This window comes from Pantoea sp. PNA 14-12, assembly GCF_004364735.1.
GTDB classification, from domain to species: domain Bacteria; phylum Pseudomonadota; class Gammaproteobacteria; order Enterobacterales; family Enterobacteriaceae; genus Pantoea; species Pantoea stewartii.
Genome location: NZ_SOAJ01000001.1, coordinates 562775 through 577363, shown reverse-complemented (window position 1 = coordinate 577363; position 14589 = coordinate 562775). Strand labels below are relative to the sequence as shown.

General features: G+C 52.8%; 11 protein-coding genes. 8 read left to right on the top strand and 3 right to left on the bottom strand.

Features of this window, described 5'->3' with window-relative positions; translation table 11 throughout:
* Positions 1–21: 21 nt before the first annotated feature.
* Both C7434_RS02785 and C7434_RS02780 read right to left on the bottom strand, forming a co-directional pair.
* The gene (locus tag C7434_RS02785; RefSeq protein ID WP_133745114.1) at positions 22–1323 is read right to left on the bottom strand and encodes a flippase; all 1302 of its coding nucleotides are present in this window, start codon (positions 1321–1323) and stop codon (positions 22–24) included.
* 83 nt (positions 1324–1406) lie between these two features.
* Entirely contained in the window at positions 1407–2387 is a 981-nt protein-coding gene (locus C7434_RS02780; protein ID WP_033737620.1) for a glycosyltransferase family 2 protein, read from the bottom strand.
* 756 nt (positions 2388–3143) lie between these two features.
* On the opposite strand from C7434_RS02780, the gene ssuE reads away from it, so the two are divergent.
* Genes ssuE through ssuB form a run of 5 tightly spaced genes read left to right on the top strand, consistent with a single transcriptional unit; the run spans position 3144 to position 7404 of the window.
* Complete coding sequence (gene ssuE / locus C7434_RS02775; protein ID WP_039341268.1) at positions 3144–3695, top strand: NADPH-dependent FMN reductase; 552 nt, start codon at positions 3144–3146, stop codon at positions 3693–3695.
* A 9-nt stretch (positions 3696–3704) separates the two neighbouring features.
* A complete protein-coding gene (locus C7434_RS02770; RefSeq protein WP_033737622.1) occupies positions 3705–4658 on the top strand; it encodes a sulfonate ABC transporter substrate-binding protein in 954 nt (317 codons plus the stop codon).
* 10 nt (positions 4659–4668) lie between these two features.
* The gene (gene ssuD / locus C7434_RS02765; protein WP_033737623.1) at positions 4669–5817 is read left to right on the top strand and encodes an FMNH2-dependent alkanesulfonate monooxygenase; all 1149 of its coding nucleotides are present in this window, start codon (positions 4669–4671) and stop codon (positions 5815–5817) included.
* Between the two features lie 10 nt (positions 5818–5827).
* Positions 5828–6619 (top strand): aliphatic sulfonate ABC transporter permease SsuC, encoded by a 792-nt coding sequence (gene ssuC / locus C7434_RS02760; RefSeq protein ID WP_033737624.1) that lies wholly within the window; start codon positions 5828–5830, stop codon positions 6617–6619.
* Entirely contained in the window at positions 6616–7404 is a 789-nt protein-coding gene (gene ssuB / locus C7434_RS02755; RefSeq protein WP_033737625.1) for an aliphatic sulfonates ABC transporter ATP-binding protein, read from the top strand. The genes ssuC and ssuB overlap by 4 nt, the downstream gene beginning before the upstream one ends.
* Before the next feature lie 30 nt (positions 7405–7434).
* Here the strand turns inward: ssuB and pepN are convergent, their stop codons facing one another.
* Positions 7435–10050: an aminopeptidase N gene (pepN, locus tag C7434_RS02750; protein ID WP_039341279.1), complete on the bottom strand. Its 2616-nt coding sequence runs from the start codon at positions 10048–10050 to the stop codon at positions 7435–7437.
* A gap of 241 nt (positions 10051–10291) precedes the next feature.
* Here pepN and pncB point away from each other — a divergent pair, with 241 nt between their 5' ends.
* The 3 genes from pncB to ompF all read left to right on the top strand — a co-directional run bounded on the left by pncB (position 10292) and on the right by ompF (position 14465).
* The gene (pncB, locus tag C7434_RS02745) at positions 10292–11497 is read left to right on the top strand and encodes a nicotinate phosphoribosyltransferase (RefSeq protein WP_006118645.1); all 1206 of its coding nucleotides are present in this window, start codon (positions 10292–10294) and stop codon (positions 11495–11497) included.
* A gap of 157 nt (positions 11498–11654) precedes the next feature.
* On the top strand, positions 11655–13055 hold the full coding sequence (asnS, locus tag C7434_RS02740) for an asparagine--tRNA ligase (protein ID WP_039341285.1): 1401 nt from the start codon (positions 11655–11657) through the stop codon (positions 13053–13055).
* Between the two features lie 300 nt (positions 13056–13355).
* The gene (ompF, locus tag C7434_RS02735; protein WP_033737627.1) at positions 13356–14465 is read left to right on the top strand and encodes a porin OmpF; all 1110 of its coding nucleotides are present in this window, start codon (positions 13356–13358) and stop codon (positions 14463–14465) included.
* Positions 14466–14589: the final 124 nt, after the last annotated feature.

Sequence of the window (14589 nt, the reverse complement as noted above, 5' to 3'; positions counted from 1 at the left end):
CTGTTTGACGCAGATTTGATCTTACACAACGGAATCGTTTGCCGTGCGCGAATTCATCCTGTCCGGAAACGCATAGTCACGCCAGATATTGTGGCGAACCATAATGCCAAAAATACCGATACAGACCAGCACTTCCGCCAGCACCATTGACCATGCTGCGCCGATCGCGCCAAATTTCCACGCCAGCAAACAGCAAACAGGTACGTTGACGACGCCCGCGGCCATCATCACCATCATGCGCTGACGCGCCAGCCCGTGCGGAATCAGAATCTGCAGTCCGGCGGGATAGGCGATATTGCCGAACAGGAAGCACAGCACAAAGACGCGGAGAACATCGGCTGACGGCAGGAAGTCTTTGCCTAACAGCAATGACACCACCTGATCGGCAAACAGCCAGGTAAAGATCACAATAGACAGACTGAGGCCAAAAGACAGCATCAGGCTTTTACGTGTGGCAGCAACCGCAGCCGCTTTATCGCGACCAAACAGATGGCTGACGCGCGGGAAAAACGCGCTGCCAATCTGCTCCGGTACAGAATTCGCGGCTTTGCGCAGCCTGTCCGCACCGTTGTAGATCCCCACCATGTAGTGGGAGGTAAAGCTGGCGAGAATCACGACGTTTACGCTGTTAAACAGGTTAGCACCGGCAATGGCGATAAACACATCTGCACTGTCGGTAATGCGCTGTTTGATCTCTTTCGGTTCGAAGCGATACGCGCCAATCACCTTCATTTCCAGCACAAACTTCAGCGTAATAATGGCGTTAATAATGGATACCGCGCCCGGTATCAGCGCCGCCAGCCAGGTATCGTCTGGTGTTTTCACCAGTAAAAACGTCAGCGGGATGGCACAAAAGTTGCCAAAGGTGGCGATCATCGCCGTTTTACCCAGCTTCTCAAAACCCTGCATCAGCCAGCCAAAGGAAAACAGTGAACCGACTAATGTGGTGCAGTTAGCCAGAATAATAAAAAACAATGAATGCCAGGACGGATTAAACCAGGTCGCCGTGAGCAATGTGCCGCTGGTCAGCAGCAGCAGCATCAGTTTGGCATTGAATGTTGACCAGAAGAGTTGCGTCACGCGCGCCTTGTCATCACGGTGGTGGGCAATGTCTTTAGTCGTAAAAACATTGAACCCCCAGTCAGAAATCGTACTGCAGTAAAGTACGCAGGCGATGGCCAACGCCAGAATCCCCATATGATCGACACCCAGCACGCGCGCCAGGTAGGGTAAGGTCGCCAGCGGAAACAGGAAAGAAGCTCCCCGGTACGCCAGCAAAGATAAGATATTGACTACTAAACTTTTATCGAGCACTTTTGCCATGTCGCAACAACCTTATACACATTGCATGCCTCACCTTCTCATTTCGCTCAGGTGCAAACAATATCACTTGCCATTTTTCGGAATTACGGAACGCGTTTGAGTTCTTTTTTCACTTTATGGCTTTGCAATAAAATGAAGGTTTCCGGACTGTTGAACAGCAGCCACTCTTTCAGACTACTGGCTTTAACTCTGCGCCCGAAATAACGAATCGCATTAAGCACATAGTCAGGAACGGGCGTCTGGTTGTAGAGCGACAAATAAATCATCAACCGGAAGGAATGAAACAGGTAGGCTTTTTCTAAATCCTTTTTCAATTCACTTTTATGCAGTGAACGGCACAATGTGTTGAAGGTTGTAATAAATGCATTGTAGCGTTGAATAAAAAAGGTCGGGTTTTTGCTACTGTTGGTCAGTGAGCCGCCACGGATGCGCTGTTTGTAATAGGTTTGACGGCTTACCCAGACCTGATTGCATTTCATAAACACCGATAACGTAAAATTATGGTCTTCATGAACACGATCGATAAAACGTAACTGATGCTGCTGGATGACGCTTTTTTTCACGACATAATTCCAGGCGGCGGAAGTATACGAACCGTTTTGTAACAATCCCAACAGGACATCCTGCGGGCGCTGAATGCCAAACAGGCCGTGCCTGACTTTCGGCCACGTAATTTCCGGTTTGTCTTCACGGTAAGCACTGGAATTAAAACAAAACAAATCCGTATCCGGATAATGCTCAATGACCTGAGCCAGTTCGCTGACAAGGCCGTCCACCACCACATCATCAGGATCGCAGAAAAAAACAAACTGTCCTTTAGCGGCCTCTACGCCTTTGTCACGCGCATTGCCTGCTCCTCCATTCGGAATCGTGATCACCTTGACATGGGGCAGGTGCGCATAATGCTGTTCAATTAACGCCACTGTCCCGTCAGTCGAACTGTCGTTAACAATGATAATTTCATTCGGCGCGCGAATTTGACTTACCAGGGAGTCAACGCATTCAACAATATATTTCTCAACGTTGTACGTTGGAATAATGACCGATAACAGGATGTCAGACATACATGATTTCTCTGCTGTTAGAAAATGAAAAATAAAATCCACCAGCCTGAGACAGGCACTGACTAAGGGCGAATAGTTATATTTAAAATAACAGGCGCTTACATTGAGCAGCGTTATTTTAATGCCTGATGCCGCAAAATGCCTGCCTCAATATCGTGCGGAGGCAGCACAGGCAAAAACCATCGTAAGAAAAACTAAAGTTTAATCACTTACCTTTCGTCACTTTGTTGAGAAATCATTTAATAAATACATCAGTCCCCTTTTCACTTTCGCCCTGCCGCCTGTAACCAGTTGTGAAATTCCATTAAAATTTTTATAAATGCTGGCCCTGTTTATCTGATACTTTTGTGGAACCCGTCTTAAACTCAGGCTTACGGCATCACAAAACCCCATTGAAACATCGAATCTTTTTCGCTTTTTCCATTTTGATAACTCACAGTCAGAAAAGACCACTCTTTTCTTTCATGGATTTATTTCAATATTGCGATATTCAAGTAACCAAATGTACGAAATCCATCTGCGACAGAGAATTCATTCATCCGGATTAATGTATCCCGTTACTTACCAGGCCGTTTTTAAGATTTGTCGTAGCGGTTTTCTCCTGGATTCCAGATGCCACGCCTTATCTTCCTTTTGCGCTTTTCACCTTTAGATTGTCAGAAAAATCATTTAAGCCCTGCCGTGGCCTCTGCCAGGATGAAAGCCTGAGTTCTCAACAACAGATAATCAATAACTTTCAGTTATAAGGAGTAGTGAATGCGAGTGCTTACCCTGGCAGGCAGTCCACGGTTTCCTTCACGGTCCACCTCGTTACTGGCGCTGTGCCAGCACAAACTGGAAGCGCGCGGCGTGGAAGTTATTCCCTGGAATATTCATAACTTTCAGCCGGAAGACCTTATTAACGCCCGCTTTGATTCCCCGGCGATTCTGGCGCTGAGTGAGGACTTGTCTGCCGCCGATGGTCTGGTGATTGCTACGCCCGTTTACAAGGCGTCTTTCTCGGGTGCGCTGAAAACGGTACTGGACCTGTTGCCCGAACGCGCACTGGCCCACAAAGTCGTGCTGCCGCTTGCCAGTGGTGGCAGCGCAGGCCACATGCTGGCGCTGGATTACGCACTCAAGCCCGTTTTAAACGCGCTGAAAGCGGAAGAAGTGCTTCATGGGGTTTATGCCGAAGATAAACAGATCACGCATTACGATCGTCAGCCAGAACTGGATCCCCTTCTGGCCACCCGCCTGGATGAGGCGGTGGATTCTTTCTCACTGGCGTTGTCACGCCGTCATCAACCGGTTGCCTGGGCAGTATAAGGATTAAGCATGAAACGGATAGTAAGCGCGTGGTTACTGGCAGGGATGTTGATAACGGGAACTCAGGTTTATGCTGCTGAGCCAGCCCCCGAACAGGTGCGTATCGGCTACCAGAAAGGATCGGTCAGTATGGTGCTGGCAAAAGCTCACCGGTTACTGGAAACGCGTTTCCCTCAGACCAAAATACAGTGGGTTGAATTTCCAGCCGGGCCGCAAATGCTGGAAGCCCTGAACGTTAACAGTATTGATATTGCCAGTACCGGCGATATTCCACCCATTTTTGCCCAGGCGGCGGGGGCAGATTTACTCTATATCGGCTCGGAGCCGCCTAAGCCCAAAGCCGAGGTGATTCTGGTCAGCCAGGACAGCCCGCTGAAATCGGTGGCCGACCTGAAGGGCAAAAAAGTGGCCTTTCAGAAAGGCTCCAGCTCGCACAATCTGTTACTGCGCGCACTGGAGGAGGCCGGCCTGTCAATCAAAGATATACAGCCGGTTTATCTTACGCCTGCCGATGCCCGAGCGGCCTTTCAGCAGGGTAACGTTGATGCCTGGGCGATATGGGATCCCTATTATTCCGCAGTGCTGCTTCAGGGGCACGTTCGCGTTTTAAAAGACGGTACCACACTCAATCAGACCGGTCCGTTCTACCTTGCGACGCGCGTATTCGCCCAGAACCATAATGACTTTGTCTTAGCAACGCTCAAAACCTTTAGCGATGCGGAAGCGCTGACGCGCAGCGAACGTGACCAGAGCATTCATCTGCTTGCCACCTCCATTGGCCTGCCTGAGGCGGTCATTGCCAGTAATCTGGATCATCGTCCCCCTAGCCCGGTCAGTCCGGTCAGCGCGCACACTGTTGCGTTACAACAGAAAACCGCCGATCTGTTTTATGCCAATCACCTGATTCCCGTGAAAGTATCAATTGCCGATCGCATCTGGCATCCCCGTAGCGTGACGCAATAAGGAGAGAAAAATGAGTGTTTCCGTATTCTGGTTCCTGCCCACCCATGGTGACGGTCACTACCTTGGCACGGCCGAAGGTGCGCGCCCGGTCGATCATGCGTATCTGCAGCAGGTCGCGCAGGCAGCCGATCGCCTGGGTTTTGGTGGCGTGCTGATCCCGACCGGCCGCTCGTGTGAAGATGCCTGGCTGGTGGCCGCCTCATTAATTCCGGTCACTCAGCGCCTGCGCTTTCTGGTTGCCCTGCGCCCTGGCGTGATTTCACCGACTCAGGCCGCCCGCCAGGCCGCGACGCTCGATCGCCTGTCTAACGGACGTGCGCTGTTTAATCTGGTAACGGGCGGCGATCCCGAAGAGCTGGCAGGTGATGGCGTTTTCCTCGACCATCGTGAACGCTATGCCGAATCGGCCGAGTTCACCCGCGTCTGGCGCCGGGTGCTGGAAGGTGAAACAGTAGACTACGAGGGCAAGCATGTGCATGTGCGCGGGGCGCGCCTGATGTTTAAGCCGGTGCAGCAGCCTCGTCCACCGCTGTGGTTTGGCGGGTCATCAGAGCCCGCTCAGGATCTGGCCGCTGAACAGGTTGATGTATACCTCACCTGGGGCGAGCCGCCTGAACTGGTAAAAGAAAAAATTGAACAGGTGCGCGCTAAAGCCGCTGCTCAGGGCCGCCAGGTTCGTTTTGGTATCCGCCTGCATGTCATCGTCCGTGAAACCAATGAAGAAGCCTGGCAGGCCGCCGACAAACTGATTGCTAACGTCGATGATGCCACCATTGCCAGAGCGCAAAGCGCCTTCCAGCGTACCGATTCCGTTGGGCAGCAACGCATGGCCGCCCTGCACGGAGGTCGCCGTGACAAACTGGAGATTAGCCCCAATCTCTGGGCTGGCGTTGGGCTGGTTCGCAGCGGTGCCGGTACCGCGCTGGTGGGCGATGCCCCAACCGTAGCGGCGCGAATGAAAGAGTACGAAGCGCTGGGCATTGAAACCTTTATTCTTTCCGGCTATCCGCACCTGGAAGAAGCCTATCGCGTGGGCGAGCTGCTGTTTCCCCATCTGGATCTGAAGATACCTGAAGTGCCTCAACCTCGGGTCGTTCAGGCGCACGGTGAAGCAGTTGCGAACGATTTTACCCCCGAGAAAAAAGCCGCACGGGCCTGAGGAGATCGCCATGATCCGATTACGTCAATCCTTCTCAGCGGCGCTTGTGCCCTGGCTGTTACCGGTGTTACTGGTCGTGGTCTGGCAGATTGCGTCGCAGACCGGCTGGCTCTCCAGCCGTATCCTGCCAGCACCGGAGAAGATCGTCACCACCTTCTGGCAACTGGCCGCCAGCGGCGAGCTGTGGCGGAATCTGGCTATCAGCAGCTGGCGCGCGCTGCTGGGCTTTAGCATCGGCGGTTCGATCGGGTTAGTGCTGGGATTGATTACCGGCACTTCACGTCTGGGCGAGCGCCTGCTGGATACCTCGGTACAAATGTTACGTAATGTGCCTCATCTGGCGCTTATCCCGCTGGTCATCCTGTGGTTTGGTATCGATGAAACCGCCAAAATTTTTCTGGTGGCGCTGGGCACACTGTTCCCGATTTATCTGAATACGTATCACGGCATTCGCAACGTGGATCGGGGGCTGGTTGAAATGGCACGCAGCTATGGCTTATCGGGCTGGAGCCTGTTTGTCCAGGTGATATTGCCGGGTGCGTTACCGAGCATCATGGTCGGCGTGCGTTTTGGTCTGGGATTAATGTGGCTCACGCTGATTGTGGCTGAAACCATTTCCGCTAACGCCGGGATTGGCTACCTGGCCATGAATGCCCGTGAGTTTCTGCAAACCGATGTGGTGATGGTCGCCATTATTCTTTATGCCCTGCTGGGGAAACTGGCCGATGTCAGTGCGCTACTGCTGGAACGTGTGTGGTTACGCTGGCATCCGGCTTATCAACATAAGGAGGAAGCAGCATGATTAACTCCGCTATCCCGGCGCGTCTGACGGCCGGTACGCCGGTTGGTGTAAAGGGCGTCAGCAAAAAATATGGCGAGCGTACGATTCTTAATAACATTGACCTGCACATACCGTCTGGACAATTTGTGGCCGTCGTGGGCCGCAGCGGCTGCGGCAAAAGTACCCTGCTGCGTTTGCTGGCCGGGCTGGAAAACAGCACTGAGGGTCAGCTACTGGCCGGCACTGCGCCATTGCACACGGCGCGCGACGAAACCCGTCTGATGTTCCAGGATGCGCGACTGCTGCCCTGGAAAAAAGTGATTGATAACGTGGCACTTGGTCTGCGGGGCAATGCCTGGCGGGAAGCCGCACACGAGGCGCTGGCGGCCGTTGGGCTAGCCGATCGCGCCAGTGACTGGCCTGCCGCCCTGTCTGGCGGTCAGAAACAGCGCGTGGCACTGGCTCGCGCCCTGATTCATCGCCCCGGTCTGCTCCTTCTGGATGAGCCACTCGGCGCGCTCGATGCGTTAACCCGAATTGAGATGCAGGAGCTGATTGAATCACTGTGGCAGCAACACAATTTTACGGTGCTGTTGGTCACCCATGATGTCAGTGAAGCGGTTGCAATGGCGGATCGGGTTCTGCTGATTGAGGAAGGTCGGATTGGGCTGGATTTGCAGGTTGATTTGCCGCGTCCCCGGCGGCGGGGTTCCGCCCGTCTGGCCGAGCTGGAAGCGGAGGTGCTGGATCGGGTGATGCGTCGCAGTGCGGCAGATAAACCGCCGCGCTATGCGCAACAGCGCTGATGAAACGGCGGGCCATGGCCCGCCGTTTCATCAGGCGTTAAGCGCCTTGGTAATTTTCTCGTACAGATCGCCCGACAGTTTCTCCAGACCCTGTAGCTGCTCCAGCGCCTGGCGCATCAGCGCCTGACGGCGAGTATCGTAACGTTTCAGACGAATCAATGGCTCAATCATGCGCGACGCAACCTGCGGATTTCGGGTATTTAAATCCGTCAACATCTCGACCAGGAAGCGATAGCCGCTGCCATCTTCGGCATGGAAGGCCGAGGGGTTCCCCGATGCGAAGGCACCGATCAATGAACGAATACGGTTGGGGTTCCCCATGCTGAACGAACGGTGCGACAGCAACCGGCGCACGTTAAGTAACGCATTCTGCGCCGGGCTGGTGGCCTGCAACATAAACCATTTGTCCATCACCAGGCCATCGCGATGCCAGCGATCGTCATAGTCAGCCAGTAAGGCGTCACGGCACGGCAACTGCGCCGCCACGGCGGCCGAGAGTGCCGCCAGGGAATCGGTCATATTATTCGCGCGCTGATACTGTGCCTGAACCAGTTTATCGGCCAGATCCATGTCACCAAACGCCAGATAGTACAGGCAGATGTTTTTCAGTGACCGTTTGCCTGTTTCCGCATGATCAACGTGATAGTCCGCCTGCTGATTGGCGTTATACACGGCAAAGAATTCATCCGCCAGTTCACGCGCCAGCGTACGGACCAACGCTTCGCGCACCAGCGCAATGGCCTGCGGATCGATAATCTCAAACAGCTCGGCAATTTCGTTCTCACTCGGCAATGTCAAAATCAGCGCCGTCAATGCCGGGTCGCTGTCTGCGTCAAGCAGCACGGTGCGGAAAGCATCGGCAACGTGCAGCGGCAGTGACAAATGCTGCCCCTGCTGATGACGCGCAACATTGAGACGTAAATAGGTTGCCAGCAGACTTTGCGCCGCATCCCAGCGGGAAAAATCGTTACTGGCATGACGCATCAGGAAGGTGAGCTGGGCATCGCTCCACTTGTAATCAAGTTTCACAGGTGCGGAGAATTCACGCAGCAGTGACGGCACCGGCTGGAAATAGACGTTATCAAACGTAAACGTCTGGAACTCTTCCGTCACGTTCAGGACGTGATGCACAGGATGGCCATCGCGCTGCAACGGAATCACCTTGCCCTGGCCGTCATACAGTTCGATATCCAGCGGGATGTGTAGCGGCAGTTTTTCTTTCTGATCGGCTGTCGGTGGCGTGTGTTGCGTAACGTGCAACGTGTACTGCTCCAGTTCCGGATTGTAGTCGTCGCGTACCGTGACGGTTGGTGTACCTGACTGGCTGTACCAGCGGCGGAACTGAGACAGATCAACGCCAGACGCGTCTTCCATCGCCTGAACAAAATCATCGCAGGTGGCGGCGCTGCCGTCATGCCGTTTGAAGTACAGTTGCATCCCTTTCTGAAAGTTCTCCTCTCCCAGCAAGGTATGCATCATGCGGATCACTTCCGATCCTTTTTCATACACGGTTAAGGTGTAGAAATTATTCATTTCGATCACCTGATCCGGCCGGATCGGGTGCGCCATCGGACTGGCATCCTCAGCAAACTGCGCGCCGCGCATGATACGGACATTATCGATACGATTAACGGCGCGCGATCCCAGGTCTGAACTGAACTCCTGATCGCGGAAGACGGTCAGGCCCTCTTTGAGGCTCAACTGGAACCAGTCACGACAGGTGACGCGGTTGCCGGTCCAGTTGTGGAAATATTCATGGCCTATCACGGCCTCAATCCCCAGGTAATCCTTATCGGTTGCGGTTTCGGCTTTTGCCAGCACATATTTGGAGTTAAAGATGTTAAGCCCTTTATTCTCCATCGCGCCCATATTAAAGAAGTCCACCGCGACAATCATAAAGATGTCGAGGTCATACTCCAGGCCAAAGCGCTCTTCATCCCACTTCATGCTGTTTTTCAGCGAGGTCATTGCCCAGTCGGCGCGGTCCAGATTGCCTCTGTCAACAAAGATCTCCAGTGCGACATCACGCCCCGAACGCGTGGTAAAGCTGTCGCGCAGCACGTCAAAATCACCTGCCACCAGCGCAAACAGATAGCAGGGCTTCGGGAACGGATCCTGCCATTTAACCCAGTGACGTCCCTGCTCGTCATGACCACTGTCGATACGGTTGCCGTTCGACAACAGGAAAGGATAGCGGTTGCCATCGGCAATGATGGTGGTCGTGAAACGCGCCAGCACATCCGGCCGATCCAGATACCAGGTAATATGGCGGAAGCCTTCGGCTTCACATTGCGTACAAAGTGCCTCACCGGACTTGTACAATCCTTCAAGCGCGCTGTTGCGGTCAGGATGGATGTCATTCACGATTTTCAGCGTGAAACTGTCTGGCAACTGGCTGAGTACCAGTGCGCCTTCTTCCTCTTTATAAGCCGTCCAGGCCTGGCCATTAACTTCCAGCGAGATCAGGGTCAGATCTTCACCGTCCAGACGCAATTCAGCCCCGTTATCACCCTGGCGTTTAACCTGACTAATGGCCGTGACGCGCGTAGTCGACTCATCCAGTTCAAAGGTTAAATCAATATCGGTGATGGTATAATCGGGAGCCCGGTAATCGTGGCGATATTTTATTTTTGGCTGCTGCGTCATATTTCGTCTCGCAATGAATAGTTTACCCGTTAAAGTCTAAGCCTGATGCGTTAAGCTTGCCATGCGTAATGCATGTCGTGGGCAAAATGGCTACACTTTCTTAACAATGACACAATTCGGCCTCGACTCGCTATCCTGAAATATGCTGTGATCGCCGTCTGTTAGTGATTTATACTTTTGCGTCTTTGTGACGTTTAATACACCGGGCTCTGCGCCACCGAACAGGATGCCGAAACGCGCCATGACAGGACATGCTTCCCCGATACTGACTTCGCTGCTGGATACTGACGCGTATAAGCTTCATATGCAGCAAGCCGTCTTCCACCGCTACTATGATGTTACGGTAGCGGCGGAGTTTCGTTGCCGCAGCGATGAGTTACTGGGTTTTTATGCTGACGAAATCCGTGCAGCGATCAATGCCATGCAGACGCTGGCGCTGACCGACGCCGAATATGCCTGGTTATCTGACCTCCCCTTTTTTGCTGACGACTACCTTAACTGGCTGCGCAATTTTCGCTATGACCCTCAGCAGGTCGACGTGCAAAATCACAACGGCAAGCTGGCCATCCGAATTCAGGGGCCCTGGCGTGAGGTCATCATGTGGGAAGTTCCCCTGTTGGCCTTGATCAGCGAAGTGGTGCATCGCCATCGTACACCACACACCGGCAGTCAGCAGGCCGTGGACTTTCTGCACCAGAAACTGGCGACGTTTAAAACGCAAATTGCGGATACCGATATGTCACGTTTTCGGTTGATGGATTTTGGTACCCGTCGCCGCTATTCCCGGTCGGTGCAGGAAGCCATTGTCAGTACGCTGAAGCAGGACTTCCCCTGGCTGATGGGCACCAGCAACTATGATCTGGCCCGCCGTCTTGAACTGACGCCTGTCGGCACGCAGGCGCACGAATGGTTTCAGGCTTTTCAGCAAATCAGTCCGGTGCTGGCGAACAGCCAGCGGGCCGCGTTACAGGCCTGGCTGGATGAATATGATGACAAACTGGGTATTGCGTTAACGGACTGCATCGCTATGGACGCCTTCCTGCGCGACTTCGGCCCGGTCTTCGCCCGCCGTTACCAGGGTTTACGCCATGATTCGGGCGACCCGGTTGAATGGGGTGAAAAAGCCCTGGCGCATTATCAGCAACTGGGCATAGATCCACAGAGTAAAACCCTGGTGTTCTCCGACAACCTGAATCTGGATAAAGCGCTGGCGCTCTATCGCCACTTTGGTCAGCGTACTCACGTTGTGTTTGGCATTGGCACCCGACTGACCTGCGATATCCCCGGCGTGACGCCACTCAATATTGTCATTAAGCTGGTGCAGTGTAACGGGAAGCCGGTTGCCAAGCTGTCAGACAGTCCGGGCAAAACCATTTGTCAGGATAAAGCCTTCGTCAGAGCCTTGAGAAAAGCCTTTGACCTGCCACTGGTAAAAAAAGCCAGCTAAGCGCTATGTGACTGGGGCGCTCTGCGCCCCGCTTTCCTGGCAATAAATCTGCCCTTCCCCCTGAATTTTGCTTGTTTCCTGTTGACTCGCAAGTAACATAGCAACACCCCAGTCTGGGGAATTCATTCACACACTTCTTCTATATAGAGAGATATTTATGAGCGTAGTGCCTGTAGCGGATGTACTGCACGGTCGCGTCGCGGTTGACAGTGAAGTCACCGTACGTGGTTGGGTACGTACCCGAAGAGATTCAAAAGCCGGTCTGTCCTTTATCGCCGTGTATGACGGCTCCTGCTTTAATCCCGTTCAGGCCGTCGTCAATAATTCTCTGAATAATTACCAGGACGAAGTGCTGCGCCTGACTACCGGCTGCTCCGTCATTGTCACCGGTACCGTTGTGGCATCTCCGGGCCAGGGGCAGGCGTTTGAAATCCAGGCGACAAAGCTGGAGGTGGTAGGCTGGGTGGAAGATCCCGACAGCTATCCTATGGCGGCCAAACGTCACAGCATTGAGTATTTGCGTGAAGTGGCCCACCTGCGTCCACGCACGAACCTGATTGGTGCCGTAGCCCGTGTTCGTCACACGCTGGCGCAGGCGCTGCACCGTTTCTTCCATGAGAACGGCTATTTCTGGGTTTCTACGCCGCTGATTACCGCTTCCGATACCGAAGGTGCGGGTGAAATGTTCCGCGTATCAACGCTGGATCTGGAAAACCTGCCGCGTGACGATCAGGGCAAAGTCGACTTTTCAGAAGACTTCTTTGGTAAGGAAGCCTTCCTGACGGTATCCGGCCAGCTCAACGGCGAAACCTATGCCAGTGCGCTGTCAAAAATTTATACCTTCGGCCCCACCTTCCGGGCCGAAAACTCCAACACCAGCCGTCATCTCGCCGAATTCTGGATGCTGGAGCCGGAAATAGCTTTCGCCTCCCTGGATGATGCGGCCGATCTGGCGGAAGCCATGCTGAAGTATGTGTTTAAAGCCGTCCTGGAAGAACGTGCAGACGACATGGCGTTCTTTGCCGAGCGCGTTGATAACGACGCCATCGCTCGTCTGGAGCGCTTCGTCACCACAGACTTTGCGCAGGTCGACTATACCGATGCCGTCGAGATTCTGATGAACTGCGGCCAGACATTTGAGAACCCTGTCTCCTGGGGCATTGATTTGTCTTCTGAGCATGAGCGTTACCTGGCGGAGAAACACTTTAAAGCGCCTGTCGTTGTGAAAAACTACCCGAAAGACATCAAAGCGTTCTACATGCGCCTTAACGAAGACGGTAAAACCGTGGCCGCGATGGATGTGTTAGCGCCTGGCATTGGTGAGATTATCGGCGGTTCACAGCGTGAAGAGCGTCTGGACGTACTGGATGCGCGTCTGGAAGAGATGGGGCTGAAAAAAGAGGATTACTGGTGGTATCGTGATCTGCGTCGCTATGGCACCGTTCCCCATTCCGGATTCGGATTAGGTTTCGAACGTTTAATCGCCTATGTCACAGGCGTACAAAATGTAAGAGATGTTATTCCATTCCCACGTACGCCACGTAATGCGAGCTTCTGATTTTCAGCATTTAATATAAGAAATTCATATATATAAAGAGGTCGGCTTCGCCGGCCTTTTTTTATTTTTGTAAATTTTGATATGACTCACAAAGTTCCGTTATTTTTACATTTGGAAATACATTTTTTATCTTTGAAACAAGATTACGACTTTTGTAGCATTTTCGCAGTAGAATTACCCGATGGGGGATGGAAAGATGCGTGCAGACACAGGAGACACCAAACTTCTTTCAAGGTTCATGTAAAGATTTCTTGACGGCAGTGGCAGGTGTCCAAATAACTCCAATGAGGGTAATAAATAATGATGAAGCGCAACATTCTGGCAGTGGTTATCCCTGCTCTGCTCGCCGCTGGCGCAGCCAATGCAGCAGAAGTTTATAACAAAGACGGCAATAAACTGGACCTGTACGGTAAAGTGGATGCACGTCACCAGTTCTCTGATAACTCAGGTGATGACGGCGATCAGACTTATATCCGCTTCGGCTTCAAAGGCGAAACCAAGATCAATGACCAGATGACCGGTTATGGTCAGTGGGAATACAACATCCAGGGTAATAACTCTGAAGGTTCTGACGCGCAAACTGACAATAAAACCCGTCTGGGCTTTGCTGGCCTCAAGTTCGGCGATGCCGGCTCAATCGACTATGGCCGTAACTACGGTGTGGTTTATGATGCCATCGGCTGGACCGATATGCTGCCAGTATTCGGCGGTGACTCAGGTAACTCAGACAACTTCATGAACGGTCGTAGTGGTGGTCTGCTGACCTACCGCAACAGTAACTTCTTTGGTCTGGTAGATGGCTGGAACTTTGCGCTTCAGTATCAGGGCAAAAATGAGAATTCAAATCGCGCTGATCGTAGAGCAAATGGCGATGGATGGGGTGCATCAACATCTTACACCTCGCCAATCGGCGTAGGCATTGTTGGTGCATATAGCAGCAGCGATCGTACTGACTCGCAGGCTCAGGGTGTTGCAGCCAACGGCAATATTGTTGGCGCTGGCAAACATGCTGAAAGCTGGGCAACCGCTCTGAAATATGATGCTAACAATGTTTATCTGGCAGCGATGTATGGTGAAATGCGTAATGCAGCACCAATTTCAATCGTTACTGGCCCAACAACTACCGCTCCTGCCTTTGCAAACAAAGCTCAAATCATTGAGATGGTTGCACAGTACCAGTTTGACTTCGGTCTGCGTCCTTCACTGGCTTACGTTCAGTCCAAAGGCAAAGACATTGAAGGTATCGGCGATGCGGATATCTACAAATACTTCGATGTGGGCGCAACCTACTACTTCAACAAAAACATGGCCACCTACGTTGATTATAAAATCAACCAGCTGGACAAAAACAACCCACTGGGCATTCCTAACGACGACGTAGTCGGCCTGGGTGTGGTTTACCAGTTCTAAGTTTGTTGATGCAGTACAAAAAACGGAGCTTCGGCTCCGTTTTTTATTGCCTTTATTCAGCGCAGCCGCTACGTGGCCCCCTTCTCCCTATAAGTACCGGTAATTCTGCCGACCGGACAATGAA

Excerpts from the sequence above, each read along its gene's own strand:
- pncB (WP_006118645.1), top strand. The coding sequence starts at position 10,292 with ATGACAGGACATGCTTCCCCGATACTGACTTCGCTGCTGGATACTGAC.
- ompF (WP_033737627.1), top strand. The coding sequence starts at position 13,356 with ATGATGAAGCGCAACATTCTGGCAGTGGTTATCCCTGCTCTGCTCGCC.
- ssuE (WP_039341268.1), top strand. The coding sequence starts at position 3,144 with ATGCGAGTGCTTACCCTGGCAGGCAGTCCACGGTTTCCTTCACGGTCC.
- C7434_RS02780 (WP_033737620.1), bottom strand. The coding sequence starts at position 2,387 with ATGTCTGACATCCTGTTATCGGTCATTATTCCAACGTACAACGTTGAG.
- ssuB (WP_033737625.1), top strand. The coding sequence starts at position 6,616 with ATGATTAACTCCGCTATCCCGGCGCGTCTGACGGCCGGTACGCCGGTT.
- pepN (WP_039341279.1), bottom strand. The coding sequence starts at position 10,050 with ATGACGCAGCAGCCAAAAATAAAATATCGCCACGATTACCGGGCTCCC.
- C7434_RS02770 (WP_033737622.1), top strand. The coding sequence starts at position 3,705 with ATGAAACGGATAGTAAGCGCGTGGTTACTGGCAGGGATGTTGATAACG.
- ssuD (WP_033737623.1), top strand. The coding sequence starts at position 4,669 with ATGAGTGTTTCCGTATTCTGGTTCCTGCCCACCCATGGTGACGGTCAC.
- ssuC (WP_033737624.1), top strand. The coding sequence starts at position 5,828 with ATGATCCGATTACGTCAATCCTTCTCAGCGGCGCTTGTGCCCTGGCTG.
- C7434_RS02785 (WP_133745114.1), bottom strand. The coding sequence starts at position 1,323 with ATGGCAAAAGTGCTCGATAAAAGTTTAGTAGTCAATATCTTATCTTTG.
- asnS (WP_039341285.1), top strand. The coding sequence starts at position 11,655 with ATGAGCGTAGTGCCTGTAGCGGATGTACTGCACGGTCGCGTCGCGGTT.